At 73.6% G+C, this 17,134-nt stretch carries 11 protein-coding genes and 3 tRNA genes; 7 read left to right on the forward strand and 7 right to left on the reverse strand.

The window, feature by feature from the left end; genetic code table 11:
* Nucleotides 1-36: 36 nt before the first annotated feature.
* The 5 genes from ACHZ99_RS11375 to ACHZ99_RS11395 all read right to left on the reverse strand — a co-directional run bounded on the left by ACHZ99_RS11375 (nucleotide 37) and on the right by ACHZ99_RS11395 (nucleotide 7,957).
* Complete coding sequence (locus ACHZ99_RS11375) at nucleotides 37-3,369, reverse strand: S8 family peptidase (protein ID WP_420304346.1); 3,333 nt, start codon at nucleotides 3,367-3,369, stop codon at nucleotides 37-39.
* Between the two features lie 193 nt (nucleotides 3,370-3,562).
* Nucleotides 3,563-5,674, reverse strand: a complete 2,112-nt coding sequence (locus ACHZ99_RS11380) for an ATP-binding SpoIIE family protein phosphatase (protein ID WP_420304347.1) — start codon at nucleotides 5,672-5,674, stop codon at nucleotides 3,563-3,565.
* Nucleotides 5,675-5,726: 52 nt separating this feature from the next.
* Nucleotides 5,727-6,998 (reverse strand): RNA polymerase sigma factor, encoded by a 1,272-nt coding sequence (locus tag ACHZ99_RS11385; RefSeq protein WP_420304348.1) that lies wholly within the window; start codon nucleotides 6,996-6,998, stop codon nucleotides 5,727-5,729.
* A 3-nt stretch (nucleotides 6,999-7,001) separates the two neighbouring features.
* Nucleotides 7,002-7,463, reverse strand: coding sequence for a YciI family protein (locus tag ACHZ99_RS11390; protein WP_420304349.1), 462 nt, complete (start codon nucleotides 7,461-7,463; stop codon nucleotides 7,002-7,004).
* On the reverse strand, nucleotides 7,460-7,957 hold the full coding sequence (locus tag ACHZ99_RS11395; RefSeq protein ID WP_420304350.1) for a VOC family protein: 498 nt from the start codon (nucleotides 7,955-7,957) through the stop codon (nucleotides 7,460-7,462). Before ACHZ99_RS11395 ends, ACHZ99_RS11390 begins: the two co-directional genes overlap by 4 nt.
* A gap of 105 nt (nucleotides 7,958-8,062) precedes the next feature.
* Between ACHZ99_RS11395 and ACHZ99_RS11400 the strand changes: the two genes are divergently transcribed.
* The 4 genes from ACHZ99_RS11400 (at nucleotide 8,063) to ACHZ99_RS11415 (ending at nucleotide 10,772) form a co-directional block, all read left to right on the forward strand.
* Complete coding sequence (locus ACHZ99_RS11400; protein WP_420304351.1) at nucleotides 8,063-8,947, forward strand: amidohydrolase family protein; 885 nt, start codon at nucleotides 8,063-8,065, stop codon at nucleotides 8,945-8,947.
* A 140-nt stretch (nucleotides 8,948-9,087) separates the two neighbouring features.
* Nucleotides 9,088-9,165, forward strand: a tRNA-Asp gene (locus ACHZ99_RS11405).
* A gap of 55 nt (nucleotides 9,166-9,220) precedes the next feature.
* Nucleotides 9,221-9,294: transfer RNA gene (locus tag ACHZ99_RS11410), tRNA-Phe, on the forward strand.
* 161 nt (nucleotides 9,295-9,455) lie between these two features.
* Nucleotides 9,456-10,772 carry a serine/threonine-protein kinase gene (locus tag ACHZ99_RS11415; protein WP_420304352.1) on the forward strand — a complete coding sequence of 439 codons (1,317 nt, stop codon included), beginning with the start codon at nucleotides 9,456-9,458 and terminating at the stop codon, nucleotides 10,770-10,772.
* An 18-nt stretch (nucleotides 10,773-10,790) separates the two neighbouring features.
* Here ACHZ99_RS11415 and ACHZ99_RS11420 read toward each other — a convergent pair whose 3' ends face one another.
* A complete protein-coding gene (locus ACHZ99_RS11420) occupies nucleotides 10,791-11,837 on the reverse strand; it encodes an ABC transporter permease (RefSeq protein ID WP_420304353.1) in 1,047 nt (348 codons plus the stop codon).
* A gap of 100 nt (nucleotides 11,838-11,937) precedes the next feature.
* Here ACHZ99_RS11420 and hrpA point away from each other — a divergent pair, with 100 nt between their 5' ends.
* The 3 genes from hrpA (at nucleotide 11,938) to ACHZ99_RS11435 (ending at nucleotide 16,512) form a co-directional block, all read left to right on the forward strand.
* Nucleotides 11,938-15,963, forward strand: a complete 4,026-nt coding sequence (gene hrpA / locus ACHZ99_RS11425; protein WP_420304354.1) for an ATP-dependent RNA helicase HrpA — start codon at nucleotides 11,938-11,940, stop codon at nucleotides 15,961-15,963.
* A 69-nt stretch (nucleotides 15,964-16,032) separates the two neighbouring features.
* Nucleotides 16,033-16,107: transfer RNA gene (locus ACHZ99_RS11430), tRNA-Asp, on the forward strand.
* A 144-nt stretch (nucleotides 16,108-16,251) separates the two neighbouring features.
* Nucleotides 16,252-16,512: a DUF6274 family protein gene (locus ACHZ99_RS11435; protein WP_420304355.1), complete on the forward strand. Its 261-nt coding sequence runs from the start codon at nucleotides 16,252-16,254 to the stop codon at nucleotides 16,510-16,512.
* 341 nt (nucleotides 16,513-16,853) lie between these two features.
* Here the strand turns inward: ACHZ99_RS11435 and bldC are convergent, their stop codons facing one another.
* Nucleotides 16,854-17,060, reverse strand: coding sequence for a developmental transcriptional regulator BldC (gene bldC, locus ACHZ99_RS11440; RefSeq protein WP_003949541.1), 207 nt, complete (start codon nucleotides 17,058-17,060; stop codon nucleotides 16,854-16,856).
* Nucleotides 17,061-17,134: the final 74 nt, after the last annotated feature.

The raw sequence follows: 17,134 nt of genomic DNA on the forward strand, positions 1-17,134 counted from the left end.
TCCGTTCGGGCCGCTCACTGCCCGTTCAGGTACGCCTCACCGGGTCCGGTAGGCGTCGAAGATGCGCATCGAAACGGTATTGCCCTGCTTGTCCGACGCCTTCGCCTTGAACGACACGGTCCTGCCCGCGGCCGGGTTGGCCACGGTCACCCTGCCGTCCCGCACCGTCAGCTTCTTCCAGTGCGCACCCCGGTCGGTGGAGACCCACACGGACAGCCACTTCAGGTTGTCCCCGGCCGCCGAGCCCAGCACCTTGACCGGCACCTTCACCCGCTCCCCCGCGGGGGAGGTGCTGGCGGGCGACAGCTTCGGCGAGTAGCGCACGACGGACAGCGGCAGCGTCCGCGGGCGGTCGGTCCTGGCGGACGAGAACTTCCAGGTCGCGGTCACCTTCGTGGAGGTACGGGCGACCGTCGCCGGCCGCGTCGAGGAGGTCGTGAGCCGGTAGTCGGCCGCGCCCGACGGGACCTTGAACTGCGCGCCGATCGGCAGGTCGGCCACCGACCCCAGCTTCTCGCCGTTGCGGTACAGGGAGGTGTCCGCGTTCTCGTACAGCGAGTAGCCCCAGTGCTTCGGGTTGTCGAGGTAGACCGGGATCAGGGTGTCAATCGTGTTGCCGTCGCGGGTCGCGCCGAGGCCGTCGGCGAGGACGGGGCCGACCACGTCGGCGTTGAAGGTCTCCTTGTACGTGCGGCCCCCGGCGTAGCTGCGCCCGTTCGTGCCGTACGCGATGTCCTCCCACTCCGCGCCGAGCTGCCAGTACTCCAGCTCCCAGTCGATGAGGGGGCTGCCGCGCAGGTACAGCGTGCCCCGGTACGGCAGGCCCCGTTCGGCGGCCGTGGAGCCCGAGCCGCCGGCGATGAACGGCGTGGCGAACAGCAGCCCCCGCCGGCCCTCGGCCGAGGAGCCGAGGGTGAGGTCGAGCTTCGCCAGCTCGCTCTGCGGGGTGTCCCGGTTGAGGCCGTTCCACATGGTGGTGCGGTGGCGCTGGCTGTAGACGGTCTGGTACTCGGTGCGCTCGCCCTTCGCGAAGTACACCTGCACCTGCTGGTACAGCTCGCCCTCCGCGGTCTTCGGGCCGAGGTGCGCTGTGCGCACGTCGGTGTCGCCCGGTACGGCGGAGAACACCCCCATGCCCGTGTCGGCCGTGGAGACGTCCATGCTCAGGTCGACGGCCGTCCGCTCGGCGGACGCGTCCGGGACGGTGACGTCGATCGGCCGCGCGGTCCGGGCGTCCACGGTGACGGTGGAGTCCCCGGTGACGTCCAGGCGCGGCTGGTTGATCCAGTCGTACTCGGTCAGCTCCTCGCCCTCGAACTTCGCGATGTCGGCGCTGACCAGGTAACGCCCCTTGGGTACGCGCACGGTGGCGGTCTCGCCGTCGAAGAACTCGAAGACGCCCGCGTTGCTCTCCTCCATGCCGGTCAGCAGCGCGAAGCCGGCCGCGGTCGGCTGCCCGTCGCGCCCGAGGAACTCGACGGTGACGTCGTACGACTCCACCTCGCGCTCCACGCCGCCGGGGGTGACGACGCGCTGGCCGCCGCCGGCCGCCGTGACGAACACCGAGAACACGCCGTCGGTGTCCCCGGCGCCGGCGTCGGCGGTCACCGGCACCTCGGCGGTGCCGCCGGCCGGGACGGTGACCTCGTCGGCGCCGAGGGTGAACATCCCCTCGGGCGCGGCGCCGCCGCCCGGCTGCACGGTGGACGTCGACAGCGACAGCGTGACGTCCTCGGTGCCCAGGTTCCGGTACGTGATCCGCTTCGTCACCGGCTCGTCGTCGTCGTGCGGCCACGCCTGCCTGCCGAAGCTCAGCGACGCCGGCTCGGTCACCACCGACTGCCCCATCGCCTGGTCCGCGGCGATGAGCCCGGCGCCCTGGCCGTACGCGCCGCGCTTGGCGGCGGGCTTGGCCGACGCGGACAGCGCGGCCTTCAGCCGCTGCCCGGTCCAGTCCGGGTGCTGCTGCGCGAGGAGCGCGGCGGCGCCCGCGACGTGCGGGGTCGCCATGGACGTACCGTCGATCGTCAGGTAGCCCGTGGGGTTCTGGCCGACCTCCCGCTCGATGACGCTGCCGGGCGCGGCGGCCGCGGTGATCGCCACGCCGGGGGCGGTGACGTCGGGCTTGACGGCGCCGTCGCCGATGCGCGGGCCCCGCGAGGAGAAGCCCGCCAGCCCGCCGTTCGGGCCGACGGCGCCGACGGTCAGCGCGGCGTCGGCGGAGCCGGGCGAGTCGATGCTGTGGGACGCGCCGGAGTTGCCGGCGGCGACGGCGAACAGCACGCCCTCCTCGGCGGAGATCCGGTTGACGGCCTCCTCCAGCGGGTCGACCTCGGGGGTGTCGCCGCCGCCGAGGCTGAGGTTGATGATGTCGGCGCCCTGGCCGACGGCCCACTCGAAGCCGGCGAGGATGCCGGAGTCGTCGCCGAAGCCGTCGTCGTCGAGCACCTTGCCCGCCAGCAGCTTCGCGTCGGGGGCGACGCCGGTGAACCTGCCGTCCGACATCGCGCCCGTGCCGGCCGCGATGGACGCGACGTGGGTGCCGTGCCCGAAGCGATCCTCGGCGTCGGGCGAGGGCGTGAAGTTCTCGCTGGCGACAACCTGGCCGGCGAGGTCCCGGTGGGTTTCGTCGACGCCGGTGTCGAGCACGGCGATCTTCACGCCGTCGCCCGTGTAGCCGGCGTCCCAGGCGGCCGGGGCGCCGATCTGCGGCACGCTGACGTCCAGGCTGGCGCGGCGTACGCCGTCCAGCCAGACGCGCCGTACGCCGGCCTCGGCGGCCAGCGGCTCGGCGGCGGCGTCGCCGCCGCGGACGCGGGTCAGCGCCTTCCACGCCTTGCCGGCGTCGCTCTTGGCGGTGGTGACGGCCTCGGCGTTGAGCCGGGGGAAGCGGTGCTCGACGTCGGTGCCGTCGGCGGCGCGCAACCGGTTCCGCGCCTCGGGGCGCTCGCCGCGGTAGTCGACGATGAACTTCAGGCCCGCGCGCTGCTGGCGTACGTACTCGGGGCGGGCCTGGAGCGTGACGTCGAAGAGCCGCCGGTCCAGCGTGCCGTCGCCGACGAGTTCGGTGGCGTCGCCCGGGACGACGTAGGTGTGGCCCTCCGACTCGAAGGTCCGCACGGGTATCCCGTCGCGGCCGGGGCCGCGGTCGACCGCCACGGCGTCGCCGCCGGCGCCGACCCGTACCCGGTCACCGGTGATCAACGTCACCCAGGTGCCGCCCTGTTTCCCGTACCGCGCGGATCCCCCGGCCGCTCCGTCCGCCGGCGCGGCGGACGCCGGCGGTGCGGCCATGAGGCCCGCCGTGAGCGCCGCCGACGCCGCGGCGGCTAAGGCGGTGAATCCCGCCCGCTTGATGTGTGTGCGCACTAACCCCTCCCGATGCCTGGAGGGGCCAGGAGTCCCCGTAGGCCCCCCGACCCCCGTTTACTCCATCATCCGCCGATCGGCGCCGAACAGTTCCCCGTGTTTCGGCCATCCTTCCGGCCGGGCGCCGCGGACGCGCTGGTCAGGGGCGTACCGGCGGAATTGTTCCGCGAGGGGTTTTGTTCGGCAGCCACAACTACTGGCGCTCGCCGGCCTGTTCGCCCGGCTCGTGCTCGCGGAACTCGGCCCAGATCGCCTTGCCGTCCCCCCGCGGCTCCACGCCCCAGCCGTCCGCCAGCTCCTGAAGCAGCAGCACCCCGCGGCCCGACGACGCCATCTCGCCCGGGTGCCGGCGGTGCGGCAGGTTGCCGTCCGCGTCGGCGACCGTCATGCGCAGCAGCCGCCGGCCGGGCGGGCCGGTGACGTCGGCCAGGACGCTGGCGGTGCTGTCCGTGTGGATCATGACGTTCGCGATCATCTCCGAGAGCGCCAGCTCCGCCGCGTCGATCTGCTCCGCGGTCGCCCAGTCGTGCAGCAGGCTGCGCAGCTGGTGCCGGGCGTCGGAGATGCGCTGCTGCTCGGCCTGCGGCACCGGCAGGTACATGTGCCGCTCCGACTCCGGGTGCGCCCGCCGGGTCGCGCCCGCGGTGCGCAGCAGGACGAACGCGATGTCGTCCTGGCTGCGCCCGGAGTGCGGCCCGCGGTCGGCGTACGAGGCCGGGCCGGTCACCGCGTCCACGAGCGCGTCCGCGACCGTCTCCAGCCCCGCGCCGAGCGTCGCCCCGAACGCGGCGCCGAGCCGCGCCTGCCCGCTGTACAGGTCGTGGCCGCCGGTCTCCACCAGGCCGTCGGTGCACAGGAGCATGGTCTCGTCCGGTTCGAGCGTGTGCTCGGAGAGCGGGTACTCCGGGTCCGCCTCGATGCCCAGCGGCAGCCCGCCCTCGCTGGGGTGGATGATCATCGCGCCGTCCGGCAGCGCCACCGCGGGGTCGAGGTGACCGGCCCGGGCCACGGTCAGCGTGCCCGTCAGCGGGTCGGCCTGGAGGTAGAGGCAGGTGGCGAAGCGGGCGTCGGCGGGGTTGTCGGACTGCTGCTCCCCCAGCCGGGTGAGGAAGCCGGAGGCGCGGGCCAGCACGGCGTCCGGGCGGTGGCCCTCGGAGGCGTACGCGCGGATCGCGATGCGCAGCTGGCTCATCAGCCCTGCGGCCCGCACGTCGTGCCCCTGCACGTCCCCGATGACCAGGGCCGTCTGCCCGGACGGCAGCGCGAACACGTCGTACCAGTCGCCGCCGATCTGCAGCCCGCCGCCGGACGGGACGTACCGCGCCGCCACCTCGAAGCCCGGGACGCGGGCGACCGCCGGCATCATGCTGCGCTGCAACCCCTCGGCCAGCTCCCGCTCCGACTCGTTGACGTGCGCGTCCGACAGCGCCTGCGCCAGCATCCGGGCCACCGTCGTCAGCACCGACCGCTCGTCCGGCGTGAACGGCACCTCGTCCTCGAACGCCGCCATCCACGCCCCGACCGTCCGCCCCTCCGCCACCAGCGGCAGGAAGGCCCACGACCGGCGCGGGGTGCCGGCGGAGACCCGCCACGACTCGGGGTAGCGGCGCGCCAGCTCGTCGCGGCCGGTGACGTACACCGCGCGTCCGGTGCGCGCCGCCTCCTGCGCGGGGAACGCGGTGTTCAGCGGGCGGTCCCGGTAGGGCTCGGTCTCCTCGGGCCGGTAGCCGTGGTGGCCGATGAGGAGCAGGTCGTCGCCCTCGATCGCGAAGACCGCCATCGCGTCCGGCGAGAAGCCGGGCATCGACAGCGACCCCGCCACCCGCAGCACCTGGTCGGTGGAGCGGGCCTCGGCGAGCGCGCGGCCGGCGGAGAGCAGGAACGCCTCGCGGGACAGCCGCCAGTCGCTCGTCCCCAGCGGCCGGTCGCCGCCCGCGGGCGGCCGCGGCGGCGGGGCGACGATCTCCTGGACGGTGCCGACGATCTCGGTCTGCTCCTCCCGCGCCGTCGGCAGCGCGCGCATCCGGCAGCGCACCACCCGTACGACGTCGCCCTCGGCGTCGACGACGCGCAGCCGGCCCTCCGCGAGGGTGCCCTCGGCGAGGGCGAGGTCGAGGATGCCGGCGAGTTCGATGTAGTCCACGCCGTGCAGCCGGGCGCGTACCGCGGACGCGTGGACGGTGACCCGCGCGGGCGGCAGCCCGAGGAGCCGGGCGGCCTGCTCGTCCAGGACCACGCCGTCGGTGTGCGTCGCCCAGCGCCAGACGCCCGTACCCAGCCCGGATAGCACCTCTTCGGTACGCATTGTCCACATTTTATGCTTCAGGGTGGCGGGGACGGCGTTTCGCTCCCCGGCGTCACGCCCGGCTCAGCCGCTCGCGGACGGCCGCCCGCTCGGCGGGGTTGGCGGTGAGGTCCAGCGCCCGCCGGTCGGCGGCGCGGGCCTCGGCGGGACGGCCGAGCGCGCGCAGGAGGTCGGCGCGGGTGGCGTGGTAGAGGTGGTAGCGGCTCAGGTCGGCGGCAAGCGCCCCGGTCTCGGCCAGGGCGGCGGCCGGTCCGGCGGTGTAGCGCAGCGCGACGGCCCGGTGCAACCGGGTGACCGGCGACGGCGCCAGGTGCAGCAGCATGTCGTACAGCAGCACGATCTGCTCCCAGTCCGTCTCCGCCCAGCTGTCCGCCTCCGCGTGACAGGCCACGATCGCCGCCTGCAACTGGTACGGGCCCGGCCGCCGGCGGCGTACGGCCCGGGTGAGCAGCCGGGCGGCCGCCTCGATCTCCCGCCGGTCCCACAGCGACCGGTCCTGATCCCGGAGCCGTACGAGGCCGCCGTCCCGGAAGCGCGCGGCGCCGCGGGCGCGGTGCAGCCGGATGAGCGCGAGCAGCCCGGCCGGCTCGGGCTCGGCGGGCATCGCGCCGTGCAGCAGGGCGGCGAGCCACTCGGCGTCGTCGACGAGGTCGCGGGAGTGGGCGCGGTCGGCGGTGGAGAGGTAGCCCTCGTTGAAGAGCAGGTAGATGACCGCGAGCACCTCGGTGAGCCGGGCGGCCTGCTCGTCGGCGGCCGGCACCCGGTAGGGGATGCCTGTCTCGGTGATCCGCCGCTTGGCCCGCGAGATGCGCTGCGCGACCGTCGCCTCCCGGACCAGGAAGGCGCGGGCGATCTGCGCGGTCGTCAGCCCGCAGACCACGCGCAGGGTCAGGGCGATGCGGGCCTCGCGGGGCAGGGCGGGGTGGCAGCAGGTGAAGACGAGCCGGAGCCGGTCGTCGCCCGGGCCCTCGCGGCCGTGCGGCCAGTCCTCCTGCCGGACGAGCTGCGCCAGCTTCTCCCGGTACGTCTCCTCGCGGCGCAGCAGGTCGAGGCCGCGGTTGCGGGCGACGGTGTAGAGCCAGGCGTCGGGGCGGTCGGGGACGCCCTCGGCGGGCCAGCGGCGGAGGGCTGCGACGACGGCGTCCTGGACGAGGTCCTCGGCGGTGGCGAAGTCGCCGGTGAGGCGGATGAGGGCGCCGGCGAGGCGGGCGGCGTGGTCGCGTACGACCCGGTCGAGGGCGCCGTGGGCGTTTTGGGCGCCGTGGGCGGCGGAGCCGGGGGCCGCTGCCCGTACGCCCGCGGAGGGCTCCGGCTCGCCGCCCACGGGTCAGGCCACCGGGCGGGAGTCCGCCGCGGCCCCGGCGTCCGCCACTGCCCCGGCGTCCGCCGCAGCCCGGGAGGCCGCCGCGCCCCGGGAGTCGGCCGCGCCTCGGGAGTCCACCGGGACCGGCACCTCCACCGGCCGGATCTCCACCACCGGGCACCCGGGCCAGCCGGCGGCCATCCGCAGCGCCTCGTCCAGATCCGCCACCTCGACCTCCGCGTAACCGCTGACCACCTCCTTGCCCTCCACGAACGGCCCGTCCACGACCACCGGCTCACCGCCGCCCAGCCGCACCGTCGTGGCGGAGTCCGGATCCCGCAGCTTCTGCCCGCCGCGCATCTTGCCGGCGTGCTCGGCGAACCACTCGTCCACGCGCTCGAACAGCCGCGCCCGCTCGGCCGGGCCCAGCGAGCCCAGCTCCTCCTGGAACTCGGGCGTGTCCACGAACAGCAGCACGTACTTCACGACGCGCCCCCCTCCCCCTCGCCGGCCCCGCCCTGCATCGCGGCCATCCGCCGCATCGCCTCGTCCGGCGCCACGTCCTCGACGTGCGTCGCCACCGTCCACCCGTGCCCGAACGGGTCGATCAGGAACCCGTCCCGGTCGCCGTAGAACTGGTCCTCCGGCGCCCGCTTCAGCTCCGCGCCCCGCTCGACGGCCCGCGCGACGACGGCGTCGACGTCCTCGACGTACACGTACAGAAACACCGGCGAGCCCGCCAGCCCGCCGGACGGCGGCTCCTGCGTCCCCAGCTCCTTCGACGCCTCCTCGACCATGACGGCGGAGTCGCCGATCTCGATCTCGGCGTGCACGACGCCGCCGTCGGGACCGGGGAAGCGCACGCGCTCGGTGGCGCCGAAGACGTCGGCGTAGAAGTCCAGCGCCTCGGCGGCGCCCCGGATGACGAGGCAGGCGGTGACGCGCCGGCTGCCGTCCGGGATGTAGTGCGGTCGGGTCATGGTTCTCTCCTCACCGGGAGCCCTTCTGCCGGACCCCCCGCCTGTTGGACGATCGGGCGGGGCACGATTTCGACACTACGGCGGAACGAACCGGAGAAGCACCCTGTGACCAGCATCGACGCCGAGCAGCAGCGGGTGGCGGCGTTCCGCCGCTCCCTGGGGCTGGAGCACCTGATCGACGTGCACACCCACTTCATGCCGCCGCAGGTGCTCGCGAAGGTCTGGGCGTACTTCGACGCCGCCGGCCCGCTGGTCGGCCGCCCGTGGCCGATCACGTACCGGCAGGACGAGGCCGAGCGGGTGAAGCTGCTGCGCGGCTTCGGGGTGCGCGCCTTCACGTCGATGCTGTACCCGCACAAACCGGGCATGGCGCGCTGGCTGAACGACTGGTCCGCCGACTTCGCCGCCCGCACGTCGGACTGCCTCCACACGGCGACGTTCTTCGCCGAACCGGGCGCGGCGGACGACGTACGGCGGGCGATGGCCCAGGGCGCGCGGGTCTTCAAGTGCCACCTCCAGGTCGGCGCGTACGACCCGAACACCCCCGCGCTCGACGAGGTCTGGTCCCTCCTCGCGGACGCCGCCCTCCCCGTCGTCACCCACTGCGGCTCCGGCCCGGTCCCCGGCCCCCACACGGGCCCCGCCCCGATCGCGGCCCTGCTGCGCCGCCACCCCCGGCTGCGGCTGGTCGTGGCCCACCTGGGGATGCCGGAGTACGAGGACTTCCTGACCCTCGCCGAACGCCACGACCACGTCATGCTCGACACCACGATGGCCTTCACCCCCTTCGCCGAGTCCGCCGCCCCCTTCCCACCCCGCGCCCGCCCCCGCCTGTCCGCCCTGCGGGACCGCGTCCTGCTCGGCACGGACTTCCCGAACATCCCGTACCCCTACGCGGACGCCCTGGCCGCCCTGGCCGCGCAGGACCTCGGCGACGACTGGCTCCGCGCGGTCTGCCACGACAACGCGGCCCGCCTCTTCGGGCTGTAGGGACCCCTCCGCTTCGTTTAGGGGACCCGCCCGGGGTTCTGCTACGCTGATCCAGCGACGTCACGGCCCGTAGCCGACGACGGAGAATCCCGGTAGGGAACACGCATCATCCTGTGCGAGACTGGCTCTCGCGCAAGCCTGGTCCTGTGGAGCAGTTTGGAGTGCTCGCCACCCTGTCAAGGTGGAGGCCGCGGGTTCAAATCCCGTCAGGACCGCCACCCTCAGGCACGCCTGAGGGGCCACCCGACTGGGGACCCCGGTCCCCGGCCACCGGGCTGGGTAGCTCAGTTGGTACGAGCGTCCGCCTGAAAAGCGGAAGGTCGCCGGTTCGACCCCGGCCCCAGCCACATGAAGCCCCCTCTTCGGAGGGGGCGTTTTCGTGCCCGGGGACGCCGGCCGGCAGGGCGAGCGCTCCGCCCGTCGGGCGGGCTGCCTGCGCAGGCCCTGCCGGGGCGGCGGGGTCGGTACGCTCGGACGAGCAGCGGTGGCCATCCGAGGGGGGCGGCAGGTGTCCGGTCTCGATGCCGACGACCCGCGTGAGGTGGGGGGCTATCTGATCGAGAGCCCGCTCGGCGCCGGCGGCATGGGGCGGGTCTACCGCGGGCGTTCGCCCGGGGGGCGCGTCGTCGCGGTGAAGGTGGCGCGCGCGGAGTTGGCGGCCGATCCCGGGTTCCGGGCGCGTTTCCGCGGCGAGGTCGAGGCGGCCCGGCGGGTGGGCGGGTTCCACACCGCGCAGGTGGTGGACGCCGATCCGGACGCGGACCCGCCGTGGGTGGTCACGGCGTTTGTCTCCGGGCGTCCGCTGGATCAGCTGGTCACGGCGGACGGCCCGTTGAGCGAGCGCGCGTTGCCGGCGCTGGGGGCGGCGCTGGCGGAGGCTCTGCAGGCCATCCATGCCTGCGGTCTGGTTCATCGGGACCTGAAGCCGTCCAACATCATCGTGGGCGAGGACGGGCCGCGGGTGCTGGACTTCGGTATCGCGCGGGCCCTGGAGGAGACCCGGCTGACGATGACCGGCCAGGTGATCGGCACCCCCGGGTACCAGGCTCCCGAGCAGGTCACGGGGGGCCGTGTGGGGCCGGCGTGCGATCTGTTCGCGCTGGGGGCGGTGCTGGTGTACGCGGCCGGGGGGCGGGCCTTCGGCACGGGGTCGCCGATGGCGCTGATGTACCGGGTGGCGCACCAGGACGCGGACGTCTCCGCGCTCCCCGAGCCGATGAGAGCCCTCGTCGCCCGTTGTCTCCATCGCGATCCTGCCGCCCGGCCGACCCCGGCGGAGGTCCTGGCCGCCTGCACCGGCGGGGGCCGGACGCACACCGCCCACCCGGTCCGTGGCGGAAGGGCTCCGGTCCCTCCCGCGCGCCACGCGGGCGCCGCCGGCCACGCGCCCACGGAACCCGACTTCCGGCCCTTCTGGTTCGCCGTCCCGGTGCCCCGTGAGCTGGTGAGCGCGGAGGGCCGCGCGCTCTCGCCCCCGGAAGAACTCAAACCCGGGGTCTGGTATCTCGCCGTCGCGCGCGCGGGAGACGCCCTCCTCGTACAGACCAGCACCGGCCGCCGCGGGCTCCTCACCGACACGGCGCACATCCAGATCGGAGACAGCGACGCGGTCTCCCCCGATCCGGACTTCCGGCCCTTCTGGTTCGCCGTTCCGGTGCCCCGCACCCTGGTGGACGAGGATGGCTCTCCGCTCTCCCCGGCGGAGGAACTCCAACCCGGCGAATGGCACCTCGCCCTCGCGAGCGCGGGAGACGCACTCCTGGTACGCACCGCGACCGGTCAGCGCCGGCTGCTGCCCGACACCGCCGGTATCCAGCGCGGCTGACACGGGCGCGCCCTCCGGTCAAGCCTCCTCCGCCGGCGCGGCCTCCCGGCCGCCCGGGTGGCGGTGGCGCCAGGTCCAGAAGACCGCCGTGCCCACGACCGCCCACCCCGCCAGCACCAGGTACGGGAACGGGTGCTGGTGCCCGGCGAAGTACACCGCCGTGTGCTGCGCGTTCACCGACGCGCCCGGGGGCAGCCAGCGGCCGATCTCGCCCAGCGGCGACGGCAGCAGCGGCCACGAGACGGCGCCGCCGGACGACGGGTTGCCGACCAGCACCATCACCACCCACGTCGGCAGGATCGCCCACCGCCCCAGCAGGGTGTTGAACATGGTGAAGACCATTCCCGACGTGAACATCGTCAGCGCCAGCGTCAGCCACGACTGCGGGAACGGCAGCCGCACCACCCCCAGCAGCAGGTCCACGACCGCGTAGATCGTGAAGCCGCCGAGCAGCGCGTACGCCGCCGTGAACGCGATGCGCTCCGCCGGGTTCAGCGCGTGCGCGTGCACGCTCAGCTGGATCGCGCCCATGAAGCCGACGATCACCGCCGCGAGCGAGATGTAGAAGAGCGCGAGCCCCTGCGGGTCGCCGGACTGCATCGGCTTGATGTCCCGTACGGTCAGCGGCACGCCGGTCCGCTTCGCGACCCGCGGCGCCTCCTCCTGGAGCAGCCGCGCCACCGACGCGCCCGCCGCGCCGGACAGGTCGACCCGCATCCGGTCCGGCGTCACCCGCAGGACCGCGAAGACCCGCTGTTCCTCGACCGCGTCGCGGGCCCGGGCGTACGTGTCGTACGGGCGCAGCTCCACCGACGCGTCCGTGGCGTCCTCCAGGCCCCTGATGAACGCCCGGGCGCCGGGCTCGGCGTCGACGTCGCCGACGACCGCGACCGGCAGGTCGTGCGGCGTGGGGTTGGCCATCGCGGCGGTGTACGAACCGGCGAAGAGCCCCGCGACGGCGGCGAGGAGCAGGACCAGCACGACCGGGGTGAGGAACGGGCCGGCGCGGAAGGCGCGGAACCGCTCGGGTACGGGGCGGGGGGTCGGCGGCTCCTCCTCGGTCACAGACGACCAGCTTAGTGTGATATACGGCTTTTGACCTGTTCAGTCCCCCACCCGAAATGGTTCGCCCCCGCCCCCACCCGGGTGAGATCCTTGACTCCGTATGTCCACTTCCGCCGCCCCCAGCTTCGCCGACCTCGGCGCCCGCCTCTCCGCCCTCACGCTCCGCGACGAGCAGCGGCTCGGCCGCCGCCTCGACGGCGCCCGCCGCGTCCGCAAGCCGGAGGCGCGGGCCGCCGTGCTCGCCGAGATCGCCGCGGCCGTCGACGCCGCGGAGCTGACCGCCGAGCGCCGCCGCGCCGCGGTGCCCCCCGTGTCGTATCCGCCGGAGCTGCCGGTCAGCCAGAAGAAGGACGACATCCTCGCGGCCATACGCGACCACCAGGTCGTGATCGTCGCGGGCGAGACCGGCTCCGGCAAGACGACCCAGATCCCGAAGATCTGCCTGGAGCTGGGCCGGGGCGTCCGCGGCCTGATCGGGCACACGCAGCCCCGCCGCATCGCGGCCCGCACGGTCGCCGAGCGCGTCGCCGACGAGCTGGGCACGCCGCTCGGCGAGGCGGTCGGCTGGAAGGTGCGGTTCACCGACCAGGTCGGCGGCGACACGCTGGTCAAGCTCATGACCGACGGCATTCTGCTCGCCGAGATCCAGACGGACCGGGAGCTGCGCCAGTACGACACGATCATCATCGACGAGGCGCACGAGCGCAGCCTGAACATCGACTTCCTCCTCGGCTACCTCGCCCGCCTCCTGCCCCGCCGCCCCGACCTCAAGGTCGTCATCACCTCCGCGACCATCGACCCGGAGCGCTTCTCCCGGCACTTCGGCGACGCGCCGATCGTCGAGGTCAGCGGGCGTACGTACCCCGTCGAGGTGCGCTACCGCCCGCTCGTCGAGGAGGGCGAGGACAGCGACACCGACCGGGACCAGACCACCGCGATCTGCGACGCCGTCGACGAGCTCCAGGCCGAGGGCGACGGCTCCGGCGACATCCTCGTCTTCCTCTCCGGCGAGCGCGAGATCCGCGACACCGCGGACGCCCTCGCCCGGCAGAAGCTCCGCAACACCGAGGTCCTGCCCCTCTACGCCCGTCTCTCGCACGCCGAGCAGCACCGCGTCTTCCAGCGCCACGGCGGCACCAGACGCGTCGTCCTCGCCACGAACGTCGCCGAGACCTCCCTGACCGTCCCCGGCATCCGGTACGTCATCGACACCGGCTTCGCGCGCATCTCCCGCTACAGCCACCGCACCAAGGTCCAGCGCCTCCCCATCGAGCCCGTCTCCCAGGCCAGCGCCAACCAGCGCAAGGGCCGCTGCGGCCGGCTCGCCGACGGCATCTGCGTCCGGCTGTACTCGGAGGAGGACTTCCTCGCCCGCCCCGAGTTCACCGACGCCGAGATCCTCCGGACGAACCTCGCCTCCGTCATCCTCCAGATGACCGCCGCCGGCCTCGGCGACATCGAGAAGTTCCCGTTCATCGACCCGCCGGACAGCCGCAACATCAAGGCGGGCGTCCAGCTCCTCGAAGAGCTGCACGCGCTCGATACGGCCCGGAAAGACCCGAAGAAACGCCTCACCGACACCGGCCGCAAGCTCGCCCAGCTGCCCGTCGACCCGCGGCTGGCGCGCATGGTGCTGGAGGCCGAGCGCAACGGCTGCGTACGCGAGGTCATGGTCATCGCCGCCGCCCTGTCCATCCAGGACCCGCGCGAGCGCCCCGCCGACAAGCAGCAGCAGGCCGACCAGCACCACGCCCGCTTCCGCGACGAATCCAGCGACTTCGTGACGTTCCTCAACCTGTGGCGCTACGTGCGCGAGCAGCAGAAGGCGCTGTCGTCGTCCGCGTTCCGCCGCATGTGCAAGCGCGAGTTCCTCAACTACCTGCGCATACGGGAGTGGCAGGACATCTACTCGCAGCTGCGCACGATCGCCCGCGGCATGGACATCCACCCCGCGGACCAGGACGCGGCGCCCGAGCTGGTCCACCGCTCGCTGCTCGCCGGGCTGCTCAGCCACATCGGGCTGAAGAACGCCGGGGGGGAGGGCGGGAGAGAAGGAGCCGCGAAGAACGAGTTTCTGGGCGCGCGCAGCGCGAAGTTCGCCGTCTTCCCCGGCTCGGCGCTGTTCAAGAAGCCGCCGCGCTGGGTCATGTCGGCCGAGCTGGTCGAGACCTCCCGCCTCTGGGCCCGGGTCAACGCGAAGGTCGAGCCCGAGTGGGTGGAGCCGCTGGCGCAGCACCTCGTCAAGCGCACGTACAGCGAGCCCCACTGGGAGAAGGACCAGGCCGCCGTCATGGCGTACGAGCGCGTCACCCTCTACGGCGTGCCGCTGGTGGCCCGGCGCCCGGTCAACTACGGCCGCATCGACCCCGAGACGTGCCGCGACCTGTTCATCCGGCACGCGCTGGTCGAGGGCGACTGGCGTACGCACCACAAGTTCTTCGCCGCCAACCGCCGCCTCCTCACCGAGGTCGAGGAGCTGGAGCACCGGGCCCGCCGCCGCGACATCCTCGTGGACGACGAGACCCTCTTCGACTTCTACGACCAGCGCGTCCCCGAGGACGTCGTGTCCGGGGCGCACTTCGACTCCTGGTGGAAGAAGAAGCAGCGCGAGGATCCGGAGCTGCTCAACTTCGAGAAGTCGATGCTGATCAACGAGCGGGCGGAGGGGGTCACCAAGGACGACTACCCCGACGCGTGGCGGCAGGGGAAGCTGAAGCTGCGGGTGACGTACCAGTTCGAGCCGGGCACGGACGCGGACGGCGTCACCGTGCACGTACCGTTGCAGATCCTCAACCAGGTGGCGCCGGAGGGCTTCGACTGGCAGATCCCGGGGCTGCGCGAGGACGTGGTCACCGAGCTGATCCGCTCGCTGCCGAAGCCGGTCCGGCGCAACTACGTCCCCGCGCCGAACTACGCCAAGGCGTTCCTGGAGCGCGCCGTGCCGGTGCAGGAGCCGCTGACGACGGCGCTGGCGCGGGAGTTGCAGCGGATGGTGGGGGTGCCGGTCGCGGCGGAGGACTTCGACTGGGGGAAGGTGCCCGAGCACCTCAAGATCACCTTCCGGGTGACCGACGAACGGCGGCGGCAGCTGGCGGAGTCGAAGGACCTGGAGGAGCTGCGGCTCCGCCTGAAGCCCCGGACGCGGGCGGCGATCACGAAGGCGTTCGACGAGGCGGCGGGCGGCGGGAGCGGCGGGAAGGCCCGTGGCGCGGCGGCGGAGGGCGACGGCGGCGGGCCCGCCTTCAACCGGCGCACCGGCCTGACCTCCTGGACCGTAGGCGCGCTCCCCCGCACCTTCGAGACCCGGCGCGGCGGCCACACCGTCAAGGCGTACCCGGCGCTGGCCGACGAGGGCGAGACGGTCGCCGTCCGGCTGTACGACACGGAGGCGGAGCAGTCCGCCGCCATGTGGGCCGGCACCCGCCGCCTGATCCTGCTCCAACTGCCGTCCAACCCCGCGAAGTTCGCCAACGGCACCCTCTCCAACCAGGCGAAGCTGGCCCTCTCCCGCACCCCGCACGGCAGCGTGCAGGCCCTCTTCGAGGACTGCGTCACCGCCGCCGCCGACCGGCTGATCGCCGCCCACGGCGGCCCCGCGTGGGACGAGGAGGGCTTCCGCAAGCTCTTCGACGCCGTACGGGCCGACATCGTGGACGCGACGATGCGGACCATCCGGCAGGTGCAGGAGGTGCTGGCGGCCTGGCACTCCTGCGAGGGGCGGCTGCGGGCCGTGCGGAGCCCGGTGCTGACGGAGTCCGCGGCGGACGTACGCGAGCAGCTGGCGTGGCTGGTGAAGCCGGGCTTCGTCACCGAGCACGGCGCGGGCCGGCTGCCGGACCTGCTGCGGTACCTGGTCGCGGCGGACCGCCGGCTCCAGCAGCTCGCCACGCACGCGGAGCGGGACCGGGCGCGGATGGCGAAGGTCAAGGAGATGCAGGACGAGTACGCGTGGCTGCTGGAGCAGCAGCCGCCGGGGCGGCCGGTGCCGAAGGCGGTGCGGGACGTGCGGTGGATGATCGAGGAGCTGCGGGTCAGCTACTTCGCGCACGCGCTGGGGACGGCGTACCCGATCTCCGACAAGCGGATCGTGAAGGCGGTCGACGCGCTGGTGCCGCCGGCCCGGTGAGCCGCGGGAACCGGTTCGACCGGGGACCTGAGCTGCTGTAGAGTCGGGCACGCGCGTTCGCGCACGCAAGGTCCTGTGGAGCAGTTTGGAGTGCTCGCCACCCTGTCAAGGTGGAGGCCGCGGGTTCAAATCCCGTCAGGACCGCCCTGCATCTCGTCCGACCTCACCGGCCTCCGTCGTCACGGCGGAGGCCTTCCGTCACTCCCGTGTCGCTCCGCCGCTGGTACGCGGTCTAGACCGGCTGCCCGTTTCCTTGACGGGCGTCCGGCCACCCGTTACCCAAGGTCTATGACGACGACCGTGCGGCACGAGACGAAGGCCCTTCTGCGCGCCCACCTGTCCGCCGCGTCGTCGTACGGGCACCTCACCCCCCACTGCGCCGTCTGCAGCCGGCTGCTGCGGCTGGCGATGGAGTCGGCGCCGCCGGAGATCGCAGACGCGAACGGCGCGGAGCACGCGGACCGCACGGACGGTGCGGACGGTGCGGACGACCCGCAGGGGGCGGCCGCGGCCGGTGAGGCGGCGCCGCCGGACCGGGGCACGAGGTGACGGGGGTCAATATCGCAGCATTCCCGACGCCGCAAGCCACCGCGCATGTGACGGGGATCACTGATTCGGTTTCGAATCGGGGGGATTTACACCCCCCTTAGGTCGGGTCAATTTTGTATGTGCCATTGCACCCGTGCCCGGACGGGCACCGGCCCGCCGTCGCCGCGTACGCGAACGGCCCCCGGCAACCGCCCTGGGGAGGGCGGTCACTGGGGGCCGTACATCACCTCGCGCCGGACCCGGCGGAGTCCAGCGCGATCGACGACGCTGCGTCGTCCCGCGTGGCGAAGGCGGTGGGCCGGGCTAGGGGGTCCCGGCGTGCGCCCCGGCGACGCGGCTGGTCAGGCTTCGCTGCGCTGCTGCGGAATGCCCGCCAGCAGTGCGCGGACCTCCGCCTCGCGGTAGCGGCGATGCCCGCCGAGCGTGCGGATCGACGTGAGCTTGCCGGCCTTCGCCCAGCGCGTGACCGTCTTCGGGTCAACGCGGAACATCGTGGCTACTTCGGCGGGGGTCAGCAGCGGCTCGGCGTCAGGGGTGCGAGCGGTCATGAGCGGCCTCCTCGGGAGAACCGAACCTTCTCGGTTCTTTCCTCTAAATTCTGCACCTTGACCCTCGTTGACCG

This window comes from Streptomyces sp. MAR4 CNX-425, from assembly GCF_048656465.1.
GTDB lineage: Bacteria > Actinomycetota > Actinomycetes > Streptomycetales > Streptomycetaceae > Streptomyces.

Bases quoted from the DNA above. Each gene is read 5' to 3' on its own strand.
- ACHZ99_RS11380 (WP_420304347.1), bottom strand. From the start codon at position 5,674: ATGCGTACCGAAGAGGTGCTATCCGGGCTGGGTACGGGCGTCTGGCGC.
- ACHZ99_RS11395 (WP_420304350.1), bottom strand. From the start codon at position 7,957: ATGACCCGACCGCACTACATCCCGGACGGCAGCCGGCGCGTCACCGCC.
- hrpA (WP_420304354.1), top strand. From the start codon at position 11,938: ATGTCCACTTCCGCCGCCCCCAGCTTCGCCGACCTCGGCGCCCGCCTC.
- ACHZ99_RS11435 (WP_420304355.1), top strand. From the start codon at position 16,252: ATGACGACGACCGTGCGGCACGAGACGAAGGCCCTTCTGCGCGCCCAC.
- bldC (WP_003949541.1), bottom strand. From the start codon at position 17,060: ATGACCGCTCGCACCCCTGACGCCGAGCCGCTGCTGACCCCCGCCGAA.